The sequence below is a fragment of the Pediococcus acidilactici genome, from assembly GCA_024970065.1.
Classification (GTDB): Bacteria; Bacillota; Bacilli; order Lactobacillales; family Lactobacillaceae; genus Pediococcus; species Pediococcus acidilactici_A.
Genome location: CP103908.1, coordinates 684,985 through 705,037, shown reverse-complemented (window position 1 = coordinate 705,037; position 20,053 = coordinate 684,985). Strand labels below are relative to the sequence as shown.

The following is a 20,053-nucleotide window of genomic DNA, read 5'->3' as shown; positions in this document are numbered from 1 at the left end:
TCTAAATCACTTCACCGGCACGCGCTTCAACTGGCAAGCCCGCTTCATACTGCTTAGTAAACTCGTTGTAAGCCGCCACTCCTTCTGGTTCGGGACTCAAAGTCATGCTTTCTGGATTGTTAAAGACGTTGTAGTCTAAATAATCACTTAAGCTTTGTCCCTGGTTATCGGCAGCGTACATTGCCAAGATTGCCATTCCCCATGGCCCACCTTCACCAGCGTTGCTCATTACGGTAATTGGGGTGTTGAGGGCGTCTGACAGAACTTGCTGTGCAATTACGGCTGTCCGGAACAACCCGCCTTGCGCGATCATTACGTCGGTTTTAATATTCTCTTCCTTACTCAAAATATCCATTCCGATTTTTAGTGGCGCAAATGCGGAATAAAGTTGGGTTTGCATGAAGTTTGGCAAGTTAAAGTGGCTGTCTGGCTTCCGAACAAACAGTGGCCGACCCGCCTTGATATTGGTGATATTTTCACCAGACTGGTAACTGTAGTTGACCAATCCGCCGAGGTCATGATCCGCTTTAGCTGCCTCTAAAAACAGTGCTTCGTACAACTTATCCGGCGTTAAGTTAATCCCCAGTCGAGTCGCAAATTCGTTAAAAATTTGGGCCCAGGCGTTAATATCTGAGGAACAATTATTAACGTGAACCATTGCCACTGCTGCCCCATCTGGTGTCATAACTACGTCAATATCCCGGTGAACAGATTTCAACGGTTTTTCTAAAACAACCATCGAAAAGGCGGAAGTACCAACCGAAATATTTCCGGTCCGCTTACGAACGCTGTTAGTTCCAACCATTCCGGTTCCAGCATCCCCTTCTGGAGGAGCCATCAAACTACCCGCTTGTAAGTTGCCCGTAAGGTCTAATAGTTTAGCGCCTTGAGCGGATAGCTTTCCTGCATTTTCACCAGCCTTTTTAACACCTGGCAAAACGTGCTTAATATCCCAGTTAAATGGTTTAACTTCTGGCAAGTCAGCAAAGGTTGCTAACATTTCTTCTGAGTAATAGCCAGTTTGTTCATCAATTGGAAAGACTCCGGAAGCATCTCCAATTCCTAACACCTTTTCGCCCGATAATTTCCAGTGTACGTAACCGGCTAAGGTAGTGACGAAATCCAGATTTTCAACGTGTTCTTCGCCATTTAAAATAGCTTGATATAGGTGAGCAATTGTCCAACGTTGGGGGATGTTGAAATTAAATGCTTCGGTCAATTTAGCTGCCGACTCTTCAGTGATGTTATTCCGCCACGTCCGGAACGGCACTAATAGGTCACCGCTTTGGTCAAAGGCCAAGTAACCGTGCATCATCGCACTGATCCCAATCGACTTAATTTTGGTTAAGGGCTTGTGATACTTGCTTTTGACTTCGGCCGCCATCTTTGAATAACTGGTTTGGATTCCTTTCCAAACATCTTCAAGCGAATACGTCCAAATGTTGTCTTTATATTGGTTTTCCCAAACAAAACTACCAGAAGCAATCGTCTTATAGTCGTTAGTGATCAAAACCGTTTTAATTCGGGTGGAACCTAACTCAATTCCGAGGGCGACGTTTCCTTGTTCGATTTGGTTTGATATTTCTACAATATTCATTTTCAAAATCTCCAAATTCTTATTTTCTAAGTCCTTGTTCTTCAATTTCTTCTAGACTGTGACCCTTGGTTTCGGGTACCCGAGTTCTGATAAACAATACACCTAATAAACAAATGATTCCGAAGATTGCAAACACTGCTTCTTGGGGCATGTTTGCCGTCATAATTGGGAATAATAAACCAACTAAGAATGAACCGATCCAGTTGAATGAAGATGCAACCCCAGATGCTTTACCACGAATAGCTAGCGGGAAGATTTCCCCAACAATTACCCAAGTTAGTGGAGCCCAAGTAAACGAGTAAAATGCTACGTAAATACATAGGAAGACTACAATCATCATTGGATTCATGTCCTTGATAAACATATTTAAGACTGCTGGGAGGATAAACGATAATCCCATAATGGTGCCCCCCATCGTCAAAAGCGTCCGCCGTTTGAATTTATCAGCAATCCATAAGAAGACTAACGAACCTAATACCAAAATCACCCCTTGGATAATCGGCCACATTAAGGCTGAGCTAGCAGCGTTACCAGTAGCTTTTTCAACAATTAATGGAATGTAGTAGAAGATTGCGTTAGCACCTTGGAATTGCTGGAAGGCAGCCACGCCGACCCCGGCAATTACTAGGTAACGATATTTACCATTTAGCAATTGTGCAAAGGATGATTTTTCGTTGGCACTTGCTTCTTCGGCGGCAGTCTCTTGAATCGTTTTCAATTCGGGTTCTACTTCCGCTTCGTTACGGATATAAGTCAATGTCCGCCGTGCACCTTCAACGTCGTTGCTCTTAACTAAGAAACGAGGTGATTCTGGTAGTCGTAACACCCCAAAATAAAGGATGATTGCGGGAACCGCAGCTAAACCAAGCATCAACCGCCATGCCATTGTTTCAGGCAAATCTTTAAGTAAGAAATCCACAATGTAAGATAACAACATTCCCGAAACGATCATCGTTTGGTTGATTCCAGATAACCGCCCCCGTAAACGAGCAGGTGCCATTTCAGACATGTACGCTGGGACTAGCGCTGAAGCTGCTCCTACTGCCAATCCTAAGAAAATACGGACAATTATCAGATAAATTTGACCATCATGTGGCGATAATGCAGATAATAGCGAACCAATTACGAAAATTAATGATGAAATCAAAATCATTTTCCGCCGACCAAGTCGATCTGATAAGTTACCGGCTAAAGCGCCTCCAAAAATAGCTCCAAACATTACCGCACTAGTAATCCAGCCGATTACACCGGCGTCACCGTATAAATTCCAATCATGTTGTAAGAACGGGAGTGCCCCGGTCATTACCCCAATGTCATAACCAAACAAAATTCCTCCAAATGAACCGAAGAAGTAAATAAATCCACTTGGAATTTTCTTTTCCTTGCCCATGCTATTCCTCCTTAAACCGTTTCCATTTCTTTGAAAACGTATTCATTAACACGCTTTCATATTAGAATATTTATACGGACAAGTCAACATAATTTTTAAAAATTTATTAGCATCAATTTAACTTATGGATATTAAAAAAGAGGTGTAATACCAACGATCGGTACTACACCTCTAAATTTATCTAATCAATTGACTGTTACGATAATTTCTTAATTGACTCCCGATAGATAATCTCGGGTTCGTAGATTTTATTTTTAATATCCGTCTTACCATCAATCATATCAAAAATCATCTTGGCTGCGTCCCGCCCTAATTTTTCTTTAGGATGCTCTACAGAACTTAGCTGTGGAGACATGTACTTTGATAGCTTATAGTTATCGAATCCAAAGATGGAGATATCATCTGGCATACGTAAGCCTAAGGACCGCACTAGTGCCATCACTTGAATGGCAATCTGATCATGGTAACAGATAATTGCGGTCGGACGTTCATTTGGCGAACGACTCAAGATTTGTTCAATCTTCGTAAATACCGACCGCATATTATCCGAAGTTTGGTACATTACAATTTCACTCTGATAAACCAAATCTTGGTGTTCTTTATAAGCTTGAATGAACCCGTTCATCCGGTGAACTCCCTGTTGATCATCCACCTTAAAAACGCCCAGAATTTTCTGGTGACCCATACTAATCAATTTATTAGTAATGATTTTTTCCGCCCGGGTATCGGCCATTTCTGCGTATGGAAAATCTAATTCAGGATAATGCGCGTTAATAAACACGGTGGGCAGCTTAGATTCCTTAATCTTCTCGTACAAATCACGATTAGGGTTGCCTAAAGCACTCTGGGTGGGTTCCACGATCAACCCTGATAAATTACTGTCCATCATCTTTTGGACGCTTTTTCTTTCTCGAGCAGGATCATTTTGCGTATTGCTAATGAGGATTGAATAACCACGTGAGGAAATCAACCGGTCAATACCTGTAATAATGTATGGAAAGATGTACTCCGCAATGTGGGTGGTGATGACGCCAATCACCTTATTTTCTACCTTTTGGTTTACGTATTTCTGCCAGTCGTCAACAAACATTCCCCCGCCTTGCACCCGGTAGATGTAATGATCGTTTTCTAAGTCGCCAACCGCGCGCCGAATTGTATAACGACTCACGTCATATTTTTCCATCAACTCTGATTCAGTTGGCAATTTATCGTTAATTGAATAACTCCCCGATAAAATTTCTTCCTTCAAATCTTGTTTAACCAGTTCGTACTTCTTTTCGATGATTGCTCCTCCTCTACTACAGCAAATTTATTATACGATAAGTAAAATGTTATCACTTATTTTTAAATGATAAATCTATAATGCCGATTCTTTTTTAATTCTATGCATTCGTCGTTAAAATCATTGACATTTATCCGGACAAATTTTAGGATTAAGGATAATGATAACGGTTTCAAACATGGAGGTACATAAATATGCACATTGATATACTTAAGTTCGATCAATTTCGCGGTCATCAGGTTGAAAAAATTCGCTTAACTAATGATCACGATGTTTCCGTTGGGGTGCTCACCATGGGAGCCATCTTAAATGAATTTTCGGTTCCCCAGACTGATGGACGAAAAAATCTCGTGCTTAGTTTTGACCAAACTAAAAAGTACTACGATAATCCCTTTTACATTGGAATGGCAATTGGTCGAACCGCGGGACGCATTAAGGACGGAACCATGCCGTTAACAAAAGGTGTGGTTCATTTACCAACAAACGAAAATAATAATACTCACCACGGCGGTCCCCACGGCTTCTTTAATTACCTCTGGGATTACCATCTGCAAAAGGGTGAAGACTTTTTGTCCGTCACCTTTACTCATCAAATCAAAGAAAGCGACGACGGCTATCCAGGAAACATTGATGTTGCCATTACGTTTAAGCTTACTAACGACGACCAAGTTATCATTACTTATCAAGGAACTGCTGATCAACCAACGCTTTTCAATCCAACTTGTCATGCGTACTTTAACTTAAGTAATCGTGACCATGTATTGAACCATCAGTTGACGATTGATAGTGCCCAGTATTTAGCCGTTGATCAGCAAAAGGTCCCCACGGGAGAGTTTCTTGCCACCGAACGTACTCCATACGATTTCCGTCAACCGGTAAAGCTGCAAGACACCATTGCCGCCTTGCAGGATACCCCGGAAAAGGGCCTTGATGACATCTTTAAAATTAACGAAAACGCCGCTCCAATCGCGAAACTACAAGACTTAGATAGTAAAGATGCTCTCGAAATTTATTCTAAACGCAATGGTCTAGTGGTTTACACCGCTAACGCCCTCGACGATGCCCTAAGTTTTACTAGGAGACCGGGACGCCCTCAAATGGGGATCGCTATGGAAGCTCAAACTCTGCCAGACACCCATAACCATCCCGGTTTTGGCGATATCACTTTGCCAGCTAACGAACCTCAATCTTACACCATCACTTATCGCTATTTAAAAGGTAATTAACTAATTTTTAAACCATAAATTCCCGCAATTATTAGATTGTTTTCTAATAATTACGGGTTTTTATTTACCAAATAAAGATTGTACATTCTATTCGTTAGAAATAGGTAACGATTTGATCGGCAAAAATCAGTCTCTTCCCACTATACAGGAGCCCTTTTAAAAAGCAAGCGTTTTCCTAACTTAAAGCAGACTTATTTATTTTTTGATAAACACGAACTATAAATATAAAAATAACATTAAAAGTTCTTTTATTGCTAAATATAACATGTTAAACTCAAAGCATAGTTAAGATTCAGGAAGGAGTGCTTTGAATGAAACGATCCGTCGATGATTATTCATCCCTTTGGCAGCGCATTAAAAGTGAAAAGAAAATTTACCTAATTAGTTTGGTCTTAGTGTTAATTGCCGACGGGATTGGCGAGGTCACCCTTAAAATTGGCAACGGGGTAATTATTTTCTTTCCCGTTTTCTACGCAATTATTTTAGGAATTATGCTCGGTCCCCAGGTTTTAAAATTAATCCGGCCTGCCGAAACTACGGCTGCTGGAAAACTTGTTTTAGTTGGCATCTGTCCCTTTATCGTTAAACTTGGCATTACCGCGGGAGCTAACCTTCATTTAATTTTAAACGCCGGTCCCGCCCTGTTGCTACACGGTTTTGGGAGTCTCCTTGGTCCAATTGTAGCTCTTCCAATTGCGATGTTACTTGGTCTACACCGTGAAACCATCGGAGCCTGCAGCTCCTTAAATCGTGAATACCACTTGGCCGTGATTAATAACGCGTACGGTGCGGAATCTGCCGAAAGCAACGGTAGCTTAGCCCTTTACATCGTCGGCGGCATGATCGGAGCAATATACTTTGGCATCATGGCTTCCTTAATTGCCAGCACCGGTTGGTTTGCTCCCCAAGCACTCGGGATGGCTTCCGGAGTTGGAGCGGGAATCTTCATGGCAAGTGCGAGTGCTAGTTTAGCAAACGCCTTTCCTGCCCACGCCGCGGTAATCACCACAATGGCTTCCGCTAGTAACACAATTGCCGGAATTACTGGAATCTACATCACCATGTGGCTGGCCCTTCCCCTAACCGAAAAGTATTACTCCTTACTTTGTAAAATCTTCCGTTTACCAACTCAACAGCATCTTAAACTGAACCGAGGTTAAAACATGCGTTATCGAGAATGGACTTTCCTATTAATTATGTGTGGCATTGGTACTGGATTAGCCAATTGGATTGGTTACGGTATCTCATTTCAAAAAAGCCTTAACGGCATCGTCGCATTAACCGTGATCACGCTTTTAGCAGTGCTTTGCGTAAAATACCTGCCCCTCAAGCTTCCGCTAATTGCCTACTGTTCAATTTTAGGGCTATTGGGAGCGGCCCCTTTTTCGCCCATCCATGCTTGGCTAATCAGTAGCGCGAACGCTATTGAATTTGCGGCCCCCTTCACCATCGTGGGCTCCTTTGCTGGAATTGCCATTAGTGACCAACTACAGCGCTTTGTTAGTCAAGGATGGAAATACATTATCGTGGGAATTTTAGTCATGACCGGAACTTTCTTAGGTTCTTGTTTATGGGATTCCTTCACGCTAGGCTTAACCAAATTACTTTAGCGAGGTTAATAATAACAATGTCTGATATTTTAATTACAAATGCCACCATTCTAAAACAAGCCGGACAGATTAACACCAAACAGTCAATTTGGATTCATGACCACCGTATCCAACAAGTTGGCAATTTTCCTCGGCCTCCTAAGTTTACGGGCGAGATTATTGACGGGGCCGACCACCTTTACCTTCCGGGATTAATTGACAGTCACTTACATACTGGACAGCAACTTTTGCGGGGGCGCGTACTTGACGCTAAACCAGTAATTTGGACCCGGATTATGCTACCTTTCGAAAGTCAACTAACCGCATCCCAGATGAAACTAAGCGCAGAATTAGCTGCTTTAGAAATGATTACTGGCGGAACCACCGGTTTTGTAGAAGCGGGGAGCTACCACATGGAAAGTGCTGCAGAAGTTTACGCTCATAGTGGGTTGCGTGGCACATTAACTGCCTCCACCATGGACGATTCCCAGCTACCAGCGTCAATTAAAATGAGCGCCCGCGAAGCCGTCAACCAAACCACCCAACTATATCAGCAATTTCATCACCAAGATCGTTTGCAAGTTTACTATTCGCTACGCGCCCTCACCGCTTGTTCCGATGAATTAATTGACCTTGCTGCTGAGGCTGCTCAAACACACCACACTTTTTTAACCGCGCACATGAACGAATACCCCACCGAAATACTCAACATTATTCAACGAACCGGATTACGGCCCTTCGAATGGTTAGCTAAGCGTCACTTACTCAGTAACCATTTTTTAGGTGCCCATAGCCTCTTCCTATCTAACCACGAAAAAGAACTCATTAAAAAATACCGGGTTAAACTTTGTCATTGCCCGTTTAGTAACGCCGGAAAAGGAGTTCCCACTACTCCCGAGTTACTTCAAAATCAAATTTCCATTGGGTTTGGAACCGATGGCGCCGCTCACGGTGGTTTAAGCCTTTGGAACGAGATTAAAATTTTTCGCTCCCTAATGGTTGCTACCCACGGTCTTCGATTACGGCAACCTAACGTCATGCCCGCTGCTCAAATTTTTCGAATGCTCTTAGAAGGTGGCGCCGCCGCATTAAACCACGCTGGGCAGTTAGGTAAAATTCAACCCGGTTACAAAGCCGACTTAATTGCAATTGACCTTAACCAGCCCCATCTTTACCCTTCCAGTAATTGGCAAAACACCCTGTTAGAGTGTGTCAACGCTAACGACGTCACGGATACGATGGTTGACGGACAGTTCTTGATGCGAAATCGGCAAGTACTCACTCTCGATCAAGAACGCATTATCGCTGAAGCTCGCAATTACGCGTGCCACCATTGAATTACATACTATCCCAATACAAAAAGAGGTTGGAAAAAATACTTTTCAAGGATGAAAAGGTCCTTAAAAAGTCATTTTAACCTCAATAGAGCCCAAACGTGTACCCAAAGTCAGTTTGTTCCGTTTAACCAAAAATTGACCATTACGCCAAATACAGGCATAATGGTCAAATTTCAGTTAATGTTCGCAAACTACCCGACTTTTGTCCCACTCTCTTTTTTCAATTAATTTTCTAAGAAAGTTGTTTAGCCGCCTTTTTACCCGCTCGGATTTTTAAAATAGCAATAATCAAAACGGAAACCGCGGTACCAGTCAAGATTGCGATAATAAATAACCCTAAATTATTGGTTGCCCCAAGCACACCGACAATCGGGCCGCCATGGGGAACCGCGTCCGTAATCTTAAAAATCATCCCGGTGGCGCCGGCAACTGCTGAACCGATGATAATGCCCGGAAATACTTGTCCTGGCCGGGTCGTTGCCAGTGGGATGGCCCCTTCCGTAATGCCAATCAACGCCATTAACATGGCAGAAATTCCCGCCGACCGTTCTTCTTCATTGACGTTTAAATCCGGGCGAATTAAGGTTGCAAGCCCCGAAGAAAGTGGTGGAACCGAAACTGAACAAGCCACGGCACCCATAATCATGGGATTTCCTGCGGTAATTGAAGCTACTCCAAACAGGAAGGCTACCTTGTTAATCGGACCACCCATGTCAATCGCTACCATCGCGCCCAAAATCAATCCGAGTAATACCGAAGTTGACGGGCTCGCCGATAGCGTATCGAGCATGTTTTGCAGTAACGTCATCAACGCAGAAATTGGACCACCCAATAGGTAAATAAACGCTGCCGAAATTATCGCGGTACCTAAAAGCGGAATTACAAAAATCGGCATGACGGACCGCAAGTTTTTCGGGATTGGCCAGGAGTTCATCCATTTAACTAAGTATCCAGCTGCAAAGCCAACTAGAATAGCTCCCAAGAATCCAGTTCCCGCCTTGGTTCCCAAAATATCTGGTGAATTGGCAACCATGGCACCAATCATGGCGGGGGCTAACGCAGCCCGTCCCGCAATTGCATGAGCTGTAAATCCTGCAAGAATTGGAATCATTAAGGTGAAGCCTAAGGTTCCGATTTGATTCATTGAACTCCAAATGGTTCCGGGAGTAACCACCATTCCGGCATTGGCAGTTGGATGGCCACCTAAAGCAATCGAAAGGGCGATAAACAATCCGCCGACAACTACGAACGGAATCATGTGCGAAACCCCGTTTAACAACTGTTTAATTGCTGGATTTTGTCCCTTGGCATTGTCCGTGCTTTGCGCTGCGACTGCCGCATTTTTTTCAGCATAGTATACCGGAGCATCGGTAACTTTCTCAACTAACGCTGCCGAATCCTTAATGGCTGCCGAAGTTTTGCTGAATAAAACCTTTTTCCCGTTAAATCGTTCCATCCCGTCAATTGCTACGTCAACCGCTAAGATTACGTAATCTGCAGCATCAATTTCGGCTTGAGTTAACGGATTTTCGGTTCCCGAAGCGCCCTGCGTTTCGACCTTAGCCTCGTATCCGGCTGCTTCGGCCGCTGCCTTTAACTTTTCGGCCGCCATGTACGTATGGGCAATTCCCACCGGACACTTAGTTACGCCAACAATTTTTTTCATTTCATTACCTTCTTTCCTGAACGTTTATTCTGCTAAAGCTTGTTGAACCTGTTGGGTGAGTTGCACAGCATCGTGCGCGGATCGACGAAGCCCTTCTGCATAATCATGATCGACTAATTTACGAGCCAGCTTAGAAAGCAACTGCAAATGAACTTGATCTGCCTTAGTAGGTACGATTAACGCAATCGCAAGCGAAACTGGCTGTTCATCAATTGCCGCCCACTCAACTGGGTCAGCGTACGTTAAAATTCCCACTACCGGAACTTCTAACCCAGAAACCTTTGCATGGGGAATAGCAATTCCGTCCCCGAATCCTGTCGAACTTTCCGCCTCCCGGTTAACAAAGCTGGCATACAATTCTTTACCATCAATCGACCACTGGTTTGCTAGTAATTCGGCCGTGGTCGCTAACGCCGCCTCTTTTTGCGGTGCTACCTTCACATCAATAAAAGCTGCGCATTTTACGTCTGAATTCATTACTCATTCTCCCTCTTTCTGTATAAATTTTTGAATTTGCTCCATTGCATCAGTCGGCGTTGTTGCTTGGGATAACTGCTGGCAGAAATCTTGATTTTCAACCAGCCGATTTAAAAGCTTATAAACCTCTCGACTTGCAGCAACTTGTTCCCGGGTCAACGCTAAAAAGATAACCACGTAAACCGTATTGCCCAACCACTGCACTCCTTGGGGAATAAGCCACAAAGCAATGGCCGATTTTTGTACGTAATTGGGAGCAATATGTGGAATTGCTACCGCATTAAGCGCGGTGGTCGCCATTTTCTCGCGCGCCACTAGCATTTCCAAAATTTTAGGGTTATTCACCAAAATTTCCTGCGTAGTAAGCGCCTTAACAATCTCTTCCAGCACTGTTCCGTAGGATTTTTTCGTTGTACCAACCTGGATTAACTGCGGATCCAACAAATTAAAAAATGAATTTGAATGTTTATTTTTAGTCAGGTTAATAATTGCATGATTGATTTGCTGGATATCCTCAGGTGGTAAAAGCGGACTAACCAAGATCACTGGTTGTTTTAACCCGTAAATGGGAATCGTACTAACCACCATTTTTTCCGCTAAGTTAGTCTTCATGACCGTCGCCAGATCTAAAATTCGGGTAACTTTCAAACTGTTGTTGAAACGTTCCTCAAGTCGTTGGGCTAATAGCTGGGATGCTCCGACTCCGGCAGAACTAACCACCACCGTTTCAATTGGAGCGTGTAAATGACAGCGTTCGAAAAAGGCTTCAAAATGAAGGGCTAAATATCCTAATTCTGCGTCGTGAAGCTGGACTGGATATTGGGCTTCTACCGCTTCTCCCAGTTGGATTGCCACGTCAAAAGCAATCGGCAAATTCATTTTAATTTCGTTCGTATAGGGGTTATCGATTACGATCCCTTTTTTTAAACGATCGACCGCAGTTGCTAAGTGAACTGCTAAATCTCGCAGCAGTACCTCGTCAGGCTCCAATTCCGCTAATTTATCCAACAAAAATTGGTAGTATTGCTTTTCAGTTTGGGACACGTCGGAAATTAAATAGCTATTTTTTTGCCGTGCCACGATTACTTCAAGATATCCATTCACCCGCTGGAGTCCCGTTAACGAAAAATTAATGGGCCGTCGCTTTTCTATTGCGGCCAACAATTGCTTTGTTTCGGATAGCAAGTTTTGGGGTATGCTCTGGGTAGCATTCTCATCCGTGTTAATGATTAAGTGGATTGCTAAAGACTGAAGATCATAGTCAGTTAATTCCAACTGGCTTGCTACCATAAAATCCGTAATTCCGGCCAAAACCGCCTGGACAAGGTCGGCAGGAAAAAAATTTAGTAAATAATCTGGCAATTTAAGGGTGGAAGCAATTTGTCCATCACCATCCCGAATCACGGAGATATTTTGTCCCCAGTATGTTTTCAAAATTTTAGCCATCAACCGTTCGCGTTGTTCGCCAGAAGCCCGAATGGCAATCCCATTTGCTCCCCGCTTGATCTTAACGTGATGTTCGTTAAAGAATTCCCGAATCTGCTTGAAGTCGCTTTCTAAAGTGCTCCGACTAACGTATAGGTCATCAGCTAGCTCGTTTAACGTATAGCTTCGGTCCGCATCCAGCAATTTGATTAGTAGATAACGAATCCGTGCTTCCTTCGAAGTAAAACCGCTATGAAGCTTCAACGCCGCTAAGAAATCTTGTTTATTGCGTAACTGTCCGTTTAAATAAATTCCGACGTTTGGCTTTCTCGTTAGTTTCAAGTTAAAGGGCTGAGCGTCATTTTCGATAATATCTAGGTAATTTGCAATACTTCTTTTCGACAACTTGGTCGCTTTAGCGATTTGTTCGTAATGAACCACTCCGTGATGAATTAAAAATTCGACAATTTCTGCTTCCCGATCATGCATTATGTCGACTCACCTCCTTCCAATACGTACTATACGTGCTTATCGGCTTCCAGAAAACGTTTTCTATTGCATGATTAATGTTGCAACTTCTGTAAAGGACTTATTTTTATATAGGAACTAAAAAGTACTTCTCAAGAATTTTCACTTTCTTGAGAAGTACTCATGGTTAGCCGCTTTTAAAACACAAAAAATTTATCGCCAGCGTTAAGCCCCCTTAATAGCTATTCGCTTAAAAAATCCACCAACTTAGCATAGGTTTCCTGGGCTTCTTTATTACTAAAATCAAATTGATACTCGTGATTCAACTTGGCGGTTTTCTTCGGGTAACTTACTTTAGTCACCTGTCCATTATGGTCACTAATTGCTTTAGCAGTGGCATTCATTTGCTTTGTAAAGGTATTTGTGTTGCCATCAGTCAAAAAAGTCTTCGGCGTCCAATCGTTAACGTTACTGATAATTGATAAATCACGAATGGACTTCTTTTTTTCAAAATGCTTGTCGGCAAAATACGCCCAGCCGCATTTAGCGTATAGGAAGCTAGATGTGCGATCACTAACTTGGGTAAACTTTTGGGGTTCTAGCAATCCCGATAACGACACAAACTTTTTAACTTGCTGCTTTTTTAAAACCGGCTGCACTTGATCCATCTTACGAATCTTTTTATTTTGCAAAGTTAAAACATATTCACTGCTTATTTGCGCCCCAGCTGAATCTCCGCCAATGGTGACCTTGGACCAATCAATTTGTTTTCCGTATTTTTGCTTGGTTGTCTGAACAGCTTGGTTGATCTGTCTAACTGGTGTCGCATGATGACTTTCTGGTGCAAGAGCGTAGTTAATATTCACCACGACTTGGTTAGTATCCGCGCTCAAAAGTTTTAGATAATCCTGACAATCGCGTTTATCCCCGCCGACATAGGCACCACCGTGCATCCAGAAAAGCACGGGCCTTTTACTAGCATTGGGCGGTAAGTACACGTCCATGGCGCTCCTGTTCAAGTGCTTTCCGTACTTAACGTTTTTTGCACCGTTAGCTCAGCCGTTTTTTGCTTGAACCTTTTGGGCCGGGGGTACACTTGATGTTTTTTGGACGTATCAAATTGTTGCCGGGTTAATAAACTAATTGGTCGGGGCGTTAACGCGTTAATTAGCATTGCTCCGCCAATTAATAAAATTAACAAAGCTGGTATTATGATTAACAGTCGTTTTATCCATCGCATAATTGGTATCTTCCATTTTCACTAGGATTATTTTCTTAAACGTCGTTATTGATTACCGCAATTAATTCATCCCTCATTTGCTTAAAATCGTCCGCAGTTTGCCTAAACAATTTTGGCGCTGCACAATGGCTATCTTCCATCCATTTCCGAGAATCCGCTTCCCCAAAAAAATGTTCTAATATTGCCGTGGTCCTTGTTTCATCCTTAGCCTTTGCAGACTTGATTAAACTAAAGTCCTCGACCGCCCGTTCCAACTGCTTATAGCGCAACGATAATAATAAATGACCGTTTTCCCCGGGATATACCAAACAATTGTCCCCAATCGGCAACGAACTGGTGTTGTAACGAATATCTTCGCGGGCGTTGCTTGGCCAGCAGTTAAACGCCCACCGTAACAAGCCATTTACCGGTAAGAATGCCGTCAACGTACCTTGCAACCGGGTTTCCAATAACGGGCTGTGCAAGAAGGTGTTGGGGTGGTCTGGGTAATTGCAAATATAATACTGGACTTCCCCAGGATGACTGGCCTGCAATTGACTGCCGAATTGACTAGTACAATAAAACGAAGTTGCCAAGGTATCTACTAGCGGAGCTAATTCGTTTAGGATCGGCTCCTTATCAAAAGCAACCTTAACCTTGAGATCTGGCACCATTTGCTTCAACGCAGATAACGCATCCTTAAATTCTTTTAACTGTGCTTGTTTAGGTTCGTCCGCAATTAGCCGAACTTTTTTCCAAACTTGCAAGTCCTTTAAATGATCACAAAGTGTTATAACATAGTTCGTTAAATCTGCTACGTTATCGATAAATTGCATTGTTCCCGTAACTTCGTCTAGATAACGAACCACTAAATTTTCTGGGTAATCTTTAATGGTTACCTGTGGAAAGAACGGTGGTTTCCAAACTCCTAGTAAGCCAAAAATTTCAATCTCTTGGTCAACACCCCATTTAGCAAAGCTAGCAAGGTAACGATCCAAAACGGTAAAGTCACATTTCAATTTACCTGCGGAGTCTTTGCTGACCTGGATCATCGAATATTCGTACAGGTTTGCGGGGTAGTCCTTGACAATGTAGTTAAACCATCCCTTCCAAGGAATTTCACCCGCAATCACCGTTACTGTTTTTTGTCCAATTTGCGCTAGTTTTTCGGCCATTTCATCAATTAACGCAAAGTGCTGGTCGCCCCACATGGGTACGTGGAACGTGCGGGCTAAATTAGAGGGCTGCTGCCAGACATCGAGATGAAAGTCCTTTGCCGGATTGGGTGATAAGGCAAAATTAGCCACCACGATTTGGAGTTTACTTTCGACTACCAAAACTTCTGATCCAGTTAGGCTAGTTTGGTATACTTTAATTTTTACGGGATAGTTTCCTGCTTTTAAATCTCGGTTAATCGGAATTTCTACATAAATCGGGGCCCACTGGTTTCCTGGATAGGTATGACTGGCCTCGCTTAAAAGTTTATCGGCATAGGCGACGTCATCCTTCCCCAAATAATATTCCACAAAATTAGATATCAAAGGTAACTCAGTTTCAAACGCAATACGGTACATCGGAGTTTCCAAATCGTCTGGAATTGAAAACTGGGTGCCTAACGTATAGTGATTACGGTGTCCGTCGTTAAGCAACAGCATAAATGCTGCTTTACTGTTTTTGAAACTATGCACTTGTGCAATGGACGGCGGAAGTGGTTGGTTAAGCGCAGTCGTCGGCCGCCAACTTTCGTCGGTGATGATACTTTTCATTATTAATTTGCTCCTTCCCCCATTGTTAATTTACTTTGTAGTCGTTGCAGAATCGTTGCATTAAAAATTTGCGGCGCCACCTCGTGAAGTTCCGTAAGGTTAAACTTACGAACGATTTTATACCGGCTACGATCTTGCCAAACTGGAAAATACTCTAAGAGAATTTTTTTATTAGCTACGTTACGCATTAGTTCGCCGACCGGCATGGTTAAAACATCCGGATACTCCGCCGGCTTAGACGTCTTCTGCCAATTAATTTCCATCCACTCGCAGCATAAGTCAAACCACCGGGCAAACCGCGGGTCATTTTTTTCCACTGCCGCTGTCCCCAACGAAAGTCCATGCTTACCTTCTTGAAAAACGTGGGCCTCAAACAAAACGTCGTGTTCCTCTAAAGCTCGCAGGTACAACAACGAATTTTCCACCGGTACCACATTATCTTGAAAGGTGGTAAATAAAAAGGTTGGCGGAGTCGTTGCGGTAACTTGCTGGTCTAAGGAAGGGGCTTGCACCTGCATTACCTCGACAAACGAATCTAAAATTGCCGGATAGCCTAAAACACATAGGCTAGGCTTTTCGCTTAGCATTGTCGACGTTGCCGCCGCTAAATGCCCACCTGCAGAAAAGCCCACTACCGCGATTTTATCCACATCAATTGCAGCGTCCGAAGCAATTTGTTTAATCTGTCGTAAAGCCAGTTGGCCATCATTTAAAGCTGCTTGAAAATTGCGAAATTCTCCCACGTGATAACGTAATACTGCGGCATGGTAGCCTTTTGCCAAAAAAGCTAAAGCCACCGGTTCAGCTTCCCGTTCACTGCAAAAACTGTAACCGCCTCCCGGAATTATTAAAATTAGCGGCTGGGGAGCACTTAAATTCGTTTGTAAATACACCGTCATTCCCGTATTGGCTGACTCGTCAAATACGTAATTACTTTTTTTGATAATCGGAACCCCCTTCCTTAAATTAATCAACTATTCCGTTATGTTCAATTACCCGTTGGTACCAATTAAAGCTATCCTTTTTATAACGCGCTAAATCTTTAAGCTCGTCGTCGGTCCGGTTAACGTAAATAAAGCCGTAACGTTTCTGCATCCCTTCGTGCGTGCTAATTAAATCAATTGCACTCCATGGACAATATCTGATCACTTCAACGCCGTCTTGTATAGCTAATTCCATTTGTTGAATGTGCTGTTTTAGGTAATCAATTCGATACTGATCATGGATTTGATGGTCTTCCGTAAGTTCATCATGCGCGCCGATCCCATTTTCGGTAATTAACACTGGCAAATGGTAGCGGGAGTAGATTTCGTTCAGGGTAAACCGGAATCCTTGAGGATCGATTGGCCAGCCAAATTCAGTCGATGGTAAATGCTCGTTGGTGACCGTTTGGAAAAACCCTGGAATCCCAAACCCCGATTGTTGGTCAATTTTATTTTCTTTAGCAAAGTATGCCGCAACCGTCATGGTGTTGTAGTAGTTAAAGGCAATGTAGTCGCACGTCCCCGCCGCTAAAATCTCCCGGTCGGTTTCCGTAACCACTGGCGCAGCTCCAATGCTTTCTAAAATATGCCAAGCATTGTGGTTATAGCGCCCGTAAACTGCCACGTCTAAGAACAGCCAATTGCGTAGTGCACTCATGTTGAGCGCTGCTAACTGGTCTGCCGGACGGTCAGAAGCAGCGTAAACACTAGCGATGTTGGGTGCTGGACCAATTTTTCCTGGGTAACCGTGTTCGTGATAATGTTTGGTTACTAATGCCTGAGCAACAAGCATGTGATGATTTTCCTGGAATTTTTCACGCATGCTTTTTTGGCTAGTCCCAATTACCGAACCAGCAAGTGCCATTACGTTTTGCTCGTTTATCGTCTGCCAGTACTTAACGTCTTGACCAAAGTTTTCAAATAAGACGTCACAGTAGTCCGCAAATTGCTGAATGGTCTTCCGATTTTCCCATCCGCCAGCTTGGTCAATTTCCGCAGGTAAGTCAAAATGAAATACCGTAACAATTGGTTCAATCTGATTTTCCTTAAGCAAATTAATTAGGTTACGGTAAAATTTAACGCCTTCTGGGTTCACTTTTCCGTTAGGCATGACCCGACTCCAGGCGATTGAAAAGCGGTAGGCCTTTAAACCTAATTCTTTGAAAAGCTTTACGTCTTCAGCAAACCGGTGGTAGTGGTCTACTGCAACCTTGAAATCAGTGGTCCCTGCTGGAATGTCCTTTACATCTTGGACGGAGGGTCCCTTTCCGTCAGCGTTCCAACCGCCTTCAACTTGGTAAGCACTGGTGGAAGCTCCCCACAAGAAATTTTCTGGAAATGTTTTAGCCATAATTAATTACCTCCGCAGCCCCAATTAAATTGGCATCCGCCTTAAAAAAAGCGTCCGCGATGTCAATTTGTTTAACCGTCTTCTTAATAATTGGGGACGTATTTAAGATTTGCTGGTATGCTTCCTGAACTTTTTCGATTAATAGGGGCTGACTGCTAATGCCGCCACCAATCACAATTTTTTCTAAATCCAATACGGTTTGTAAATTAAAACAGATTTGCGCAACCCCAAAACAATACTCAGCAAATCGTTGGTGCGCATCCGCATTAGTTTGCTGGTTTAGCTTAGCAAATACGGCAGGTCCGTCCGGCTCGATATTTAAAATTTCTGCAAGGTCCTCAACCAAGTTAACGGCGGATAAGCCAATCCCAACAAAAGAGTCCCCTGATTGAACGCGTCGATCCCGCATCATGAAACTTAATTCACCTGCTTGGTGATGGCTCCCTTTGTACAAGGAGCCGTTCAAACAAATGCCTAATCCAACCCCGGTCCCCAAAATGAGTGCAGCTCCGTTATGGATTCCACGTAAGTTGCCGTGCCACATTTCTCCCAAAGTTGCCGCCTTAGCGTCATTTTCCACAACGACCGGCAAATCCGCCATCTTACTTACGACGTTTTTCAAGTTGATTTGGTCAAGATATGGAATTGCCCCGCCAAATCGCACGGTGCCATCATTTTCGACGGTACCCGGGACGGCAAGCGCAATTTGCTCAAGATTGGTTGAAACTCGATAACGTTTGATTAAATCTTCAAGTAAAATTTTTAACTCTAAATAAGTATTGGGAGTCGGGAATTTGTGTCGGTCACTAACCGTACCGTCGGCTACAATCCCCGCTTTAATACTGGATCCCCCAATATCAATACTTAACTTTTTCATCTGTCTTCTCCACGCTTTTAAACTATTCGGTAACTGCTTCCGCTGCTTCCGCTTCTTTTTCTGCTTCAGTTTCAGTTTGTTCTTTTTTTGCGAGTTCCATTTCTAAGCGGTATTCTTTGTTGTCCGCAACCTTAATGAATGGGTACCACATTAAAATTCCAATCGCCATACAAATCACCATTAGGATGGTGTAGTTTAGACCCCCTGAAAATGGCATCTTAACGAAAGTTGGTGTAGTCCATGGGAGTAGCGACATCGTTGGGTTAAGTGAAATTGGTAAAATAGTGGTCGTTAAGCCCCAGGTTACAAAGCCCGCAATTAATTGCGTAAATACTTGCGGAATAAAGAAGAGCGGGTTCAAAATAATTGGCATCCCGAACATAATCGGTTCTGAAATATTAAAAAGTGATGGAATAAATGCTAATTTACCTAATTGCTTCATCTTGGTTGACTTACTGCGAATCATTACAAAAGTAACTAAGCCCATGAATCCCGCTGCGTACATTCCCATGTAAATTACGGAAGGTAACAAGTACGGTAATTTTTGACCATGTTGGAAAGCCGTGATGTTACCAACGATCATGGTCATGCTAACTGCGCCTAAAGGTCCTTGTAAAACAGCGTTGTGGATTCCGAAGAACCAGAAAATTGCTAAGAGTTCCATTATCAAGATAATTGAAAGCGGGCTAGCAACTAAGGAGTTCAACGGAGCGTTAATTGCGTCAACGAAGAATTGGAAGATGGTTCCTGATGGCGTCAACCCAAACAATACCCGAACGATGAATACTAGTACGAAGATGATGGTAACAACGAACACTGGGGATAAAGATTGGGTAACCATTGGCGGAACGCTTTCGGGAAGCTTGATCATCAAGTTCTTTTTGGAAAGGGCTGCGTAAAGTCGGGTGATTACCAATGCTAAAATCATTCCGATAAATAGCCCCTGTCCGCCTAAGTAATCAAGTTTTAATGCTCCAATTGCTTGACTAGTCGCGTGGCCGCTCTTCATTACCGTGGTGGTAACCGATTGCGGCATTAACATGATGAAACTGGCTAACGAAATTAATGAAGCATTCCGTTCGTTAGTTTTCAATTGCTTCGCGTAAGAAAAGGCTAAACTGTACACTACGTATAGCGAGAAAACTCCGGTAGCCCCATTAGTAATCGCTTCGACATGTTGGAAAATCCCAATCTTAGTTAAAAATTGAGTCCAACCCGGAACCGGAAAGTTCCCGATAATGGTGATTAACGCAATTCCCAACGTGATTGGACTGGTCCGAATAAATCCTTCCATTAGGGCCGCCAGGACTTTATTCTTTTGTAATTTTTCCGAAATTGGTAGTAGCTTGTCGTTTAAAAACTTCTCTAAATTGTTCATTTTTGATACTCCTTTACTTAAG

General features: G+C 43.1%; 17 protein-coding genes. 4 read left to right on the top strand and 13 right to left on the bottom strand.

The window, feature by feature from the left end; genetic code table 11:
* Window position 1: 1 nt before the first annotated feature.
* The 3 genes from NYR25_03280 to NYR25_03270 all read right to left on the bottom strand — a co-directional run bounded on the left by NYR25_03280 (window position 2) and on the right by NYR25_03270 (window position 4,269).
* Window positions 2-1,597: an FGGY-family carbohydrate kinase gene (locus NYR25_03280; GenBank protein UWF34424.1), complete on the bottom strand. Its 1,596-nt coding sequence runs from the start codon at window positions 1,595-1,597 to the stop codon at window positions 2-4.
* Between the two features lie 19 nt (window positions 1,598-1,616).
* Complete coding sequence (locus NYR25_03275; GenBank protein UWF34423.1) at window positions 1,617-2,987, bottom strand: sugar porter family MFS transporter; 1,371 nt, start codon at window positions 2,985-2,987, stop codon at window positions 1,617-1,619.
* Window positions 2,988-3,183: 196 nt separating this feature from the next.
* Window positions 3,184-4,269, bottom strand: coding sequence for a GntR family transcriptional regulator (locus NYR25_03270; GenBank protein UWF34712.1), 1,086 nt, complete (start codon window positions 4,267-4,269; stop codon window positions 3,184-3,186).
* Window positions 4,270-4,463: 194 nt separating this feature from the next.
* Between NYR25_03270 and NYR25_03265 the strand changes: the two genes are divergently transcribed.
* The 4 genes from NYR25_03265 (at window position 4,464) to NYR25_03250 (ending at window position 8,421) form a co-directional block, all read left to right on the top strand.
* Window positions 4,464-5,495: a galactose mutarotase gene (locus NYR25_03265; protein ID UWF34422.1), complete on the top strand. Its 1,032-nt coding sequence runs from the start codon at window positions 4,464-4,466 to the stop codon at window positions 5,493-5,495.
* 311 nt (window positions 5,496-5,806) lie between these two features.
* A complete protein-coding gene (locus NYR25_03260; GenBank protein ID UWF34421.1) occupies window positions 5,807-6,655 on the top strand; it encodes a DUF3100 domain-containing protein in 849 nt (282 codons plus the stop codon).
* 3 nt (window positions 6,656-6,658) lie between these two features.
* Window positions 6,659-7,105: a hypothetical protein gene (locus tag NYR25_03255; protein UWF34420.1), complete on the top strand. Its 447-nt coding sequence runs from the start codon at window positions 6,659-6,661 to the stop codon at window positions 7,103-7,105.
* A gap of 17 nt (window positions 7,106-7,122) precedes the next feature.
* Complete coding sequence (locus NYR25_03250) at window positions 7,123-8,421, top strand: amidohydrolase family protein (protein ID UWF34419.1); 1,299 nt, start codon at window positions 7,123-7,125, stop codon at window positions 8,419-8,421.
* 232 nt (window positions 8,422-8,653) lie between these two features.
* On the opposite strand, the gene NYR25_03245 is transcribed toward NYR25_03250, so the two are convergent.
* From NYR25_03245 to NYR25_03200, 10 genes are all read right to left on the bottom strand, one after another.
* Complete coding sequence (locus NYR25_03245) at window positions 8,654-10,087, bottom strand: PTS fructose transporter subunit IIBC (protein UWF34418.1); 1,434 nt, start codon at window positions 10,085-10,087, stop codon at window positions 8,654-8,656.
* Between the two features lie 24 nt (window positions 10,088-10,111).
* On the bottom strand, window positions 10,112-10,564 hold the full coding sequence (locus NYR25_03240) for a PTS sugar transporter subunit IIA (GenBank protein ID UWF34417.1): 453 nt from the start codon (window positions 10,562-10,564) through the stop codon (window positions 10,112-10,114).
* A 3-nt stretch (window positions 10,565-10,567) separates the two neighbouring features.
* A complete protein-coding gene (locus NYR25_03235) occupies window positions 10,568-12,478 on the bottom strand; it encodes a PTS sugar transporter subunit IIA (protein ID UWF34416.1) in 1,911 nt (636 codons plus the stop codon).
* Between the two features lie 221 nt (window positions 12,479-12,699).
* Window positions 12,700-13,455 (bottom strand): alpha/beta hydrolase, encoded by a 756-nt coding sequence (locus NYR25_03230; protein ID UWF34415.1) that lies wholly within the window; start codon window positions 13,453-13,455, stop codon window positions 12,700-12,702.
* A 17-nt stretch (window positions 13,456-13,472) separates the two neighbouring features.
* Entirely contained in the window at window positions 13,473-13,697 is a 225-nt protein-coding gene (locus NYR25_03225) for a hypothetical protein (protein ID UWF34414.1), read from the bottom strand.
* Window positions 13,698-13,732: 35 nt separating this feature from the next.
* Window positions 13,733-15,442 (bottom strand): DUF4091 domain-containing protein, encoded by a 1,710-nt coding sequence (locus NYR25_03220; protein UWF34413.1) that lies wholly within the window; start codon window positions 15,440-15,442, stop codon window positions 13,733-13,735.
* Window positions 15,443-15,444: 2 nt separating this feature from the next.
* The gene (locus NYR25_03215; protein ID UWF34412.1) at window positions 15,445-16,416 is read right to left on the bottom strand and encodes an alpha/beta hydrolase; all 972 of its coding nucleotides are present in this window, start codon (window positions 16,414-16,416) and stop codon (window positions 15,445-15,447) included.
* Window positions 16,409-17,776, bottom strand: a complete 1,368-nt coding sequence (locus NYR25_03210; protein UWF34411.1) for a glycoside hydrolase family 1 protein — start codon at window positions 17,774-17,776, stop codon at window positions 16,409-16,411. Before NYR25_03210 ends, NYR25_03215 begins: the two co-directional genes overlap by 8 nt.
* On the bottom strand, window positions 17,769-18,653 hold the full coding sequence (locus NYR25_03205) for an ROK family protein (GenBank protein ID UWF34410.1): 885 nt from the start codon (window positions 18,651-18,653) through the stop codon (window positions 17,769-17,771). Before NYR25_03205 ends, NYR25_03210 begins: the two co-directional genes overlap by 8 nt.
* 22 nt (window positions 18,654-18,675) lie before the next feature.
* Window positions 18,676-20,031 carry a PTS transporter subunit EIIC gene (locus NYR25_03200; GenBank protein UWF34409.1) on the bottom strand — a complete coding sequence of 452 codons (1,356 nt, stop codon included), beginning with the start codon at window positions 20,029-20,031 and terminating at the stop codon, window positions 18,676-18,678.
* Between the last annotated feature and the right edge of the window lie 22 nt (window positions 20,032-20,053).

Excerpts from the sequence above, each read along its gene's own strand:
- NYR25_03280 (UWF34424.1), bottom strand. The coding sequence starts at position 1,597 with ATGAATATTGTAGAAATATCAAACCAAATCGAACAAGGAAACGTCGCC.
- NYR25_03275 (UWF34423.1), bottom strand. The coding sequence starts at position 2,987 with ATGGGCAAGGAAAAGAAAATTCCAAGTGGATTTATTTACTTCTTCGGT.
- NYR25_03265 (UWF34422.1), top strand. The coding sequence starts at position 4,464 with ATGCACATTGATATACTTAAGTTCGATCAATTTCGCGGTCATCAGGTT.
- NYR25_03260 (UWF34421.1), top strand. The coding sequence starts at position 5,807 with ATGAAACGATCCGTCGATGATTATTCATCCCTTTGGCAGCGCATTAAA.
- NYR25_03255 (UWF34420.1), top strand. The coding sequence starts at position 6,659 with ATGCGTTATCGAGAATGGACTTTCCTATTAATTATGTGTGGCATTGGT.
- NYR25_03250 (UWF34419.1), top strand. The coding sequence starts at position 7,123 with ATGTCTGATATTTTAATTACAAATGCCACCATTCTAAAACAAGCCGGA.
- NYR25_03245 (UWF34418.1), bottom strand. The coding sequence starts at position 10,087 with ATGAAAAAAATTGTTGGCGTAACTAAGTGTCCGGTGGGAATTGCCCAT.
- NYR25_03240 (UWF34417.1), bottom strand. The coding sequence starts at position 10,564 with ATGAATTCAGACGTAAAATGCGCAGCTTTTATTGATGTGAAGGTAGCA.
- NYR25_03235 (UWF34416.1), bottom strand. The coding sequence starts at position 12,478 with ATGCATGATCGGGAAGCAGAAATTGTCGAATTTTTAATTCATCACGGA.
- NYR25_03225 (UWF34414.1), bottom strand. The coding sequence starts at position 13,697 with ATGCGATGGATAAAACGACTGTTAATCATAATACCAGCTTTGTTAATT.
- NYR25_03220 (UWF34413.1), bottom strand. The coding sequence starts at position 15,442 with ATGAAAAGTATCATCACCGACGAAAGTTGGCGGCCGACGACTGCGCTT.
- NYR25_03210 (UWF34411.1), bottom strand. The coding sequence starts at position 17,776 with ATGGCTAAAACATTTCCAGAAAATTTCTTGTGGGGAGCTTCCACCAGT.
- NYR25_03205 (UWF34410.1), bottom strand. The coding sequence starts at position 18,653 with ATGAAAAAGTTAAGTATTGATATTGGGGGATCCAGTATTAAAGCGGGG.
- NYR25_03200 (UWF34409.1), bottom strand. The coding sequence starts at position 20,031 with ATGAACAATTTAGAGAAGTTTTTAAACGACAAGCTACTACCAATTTCG.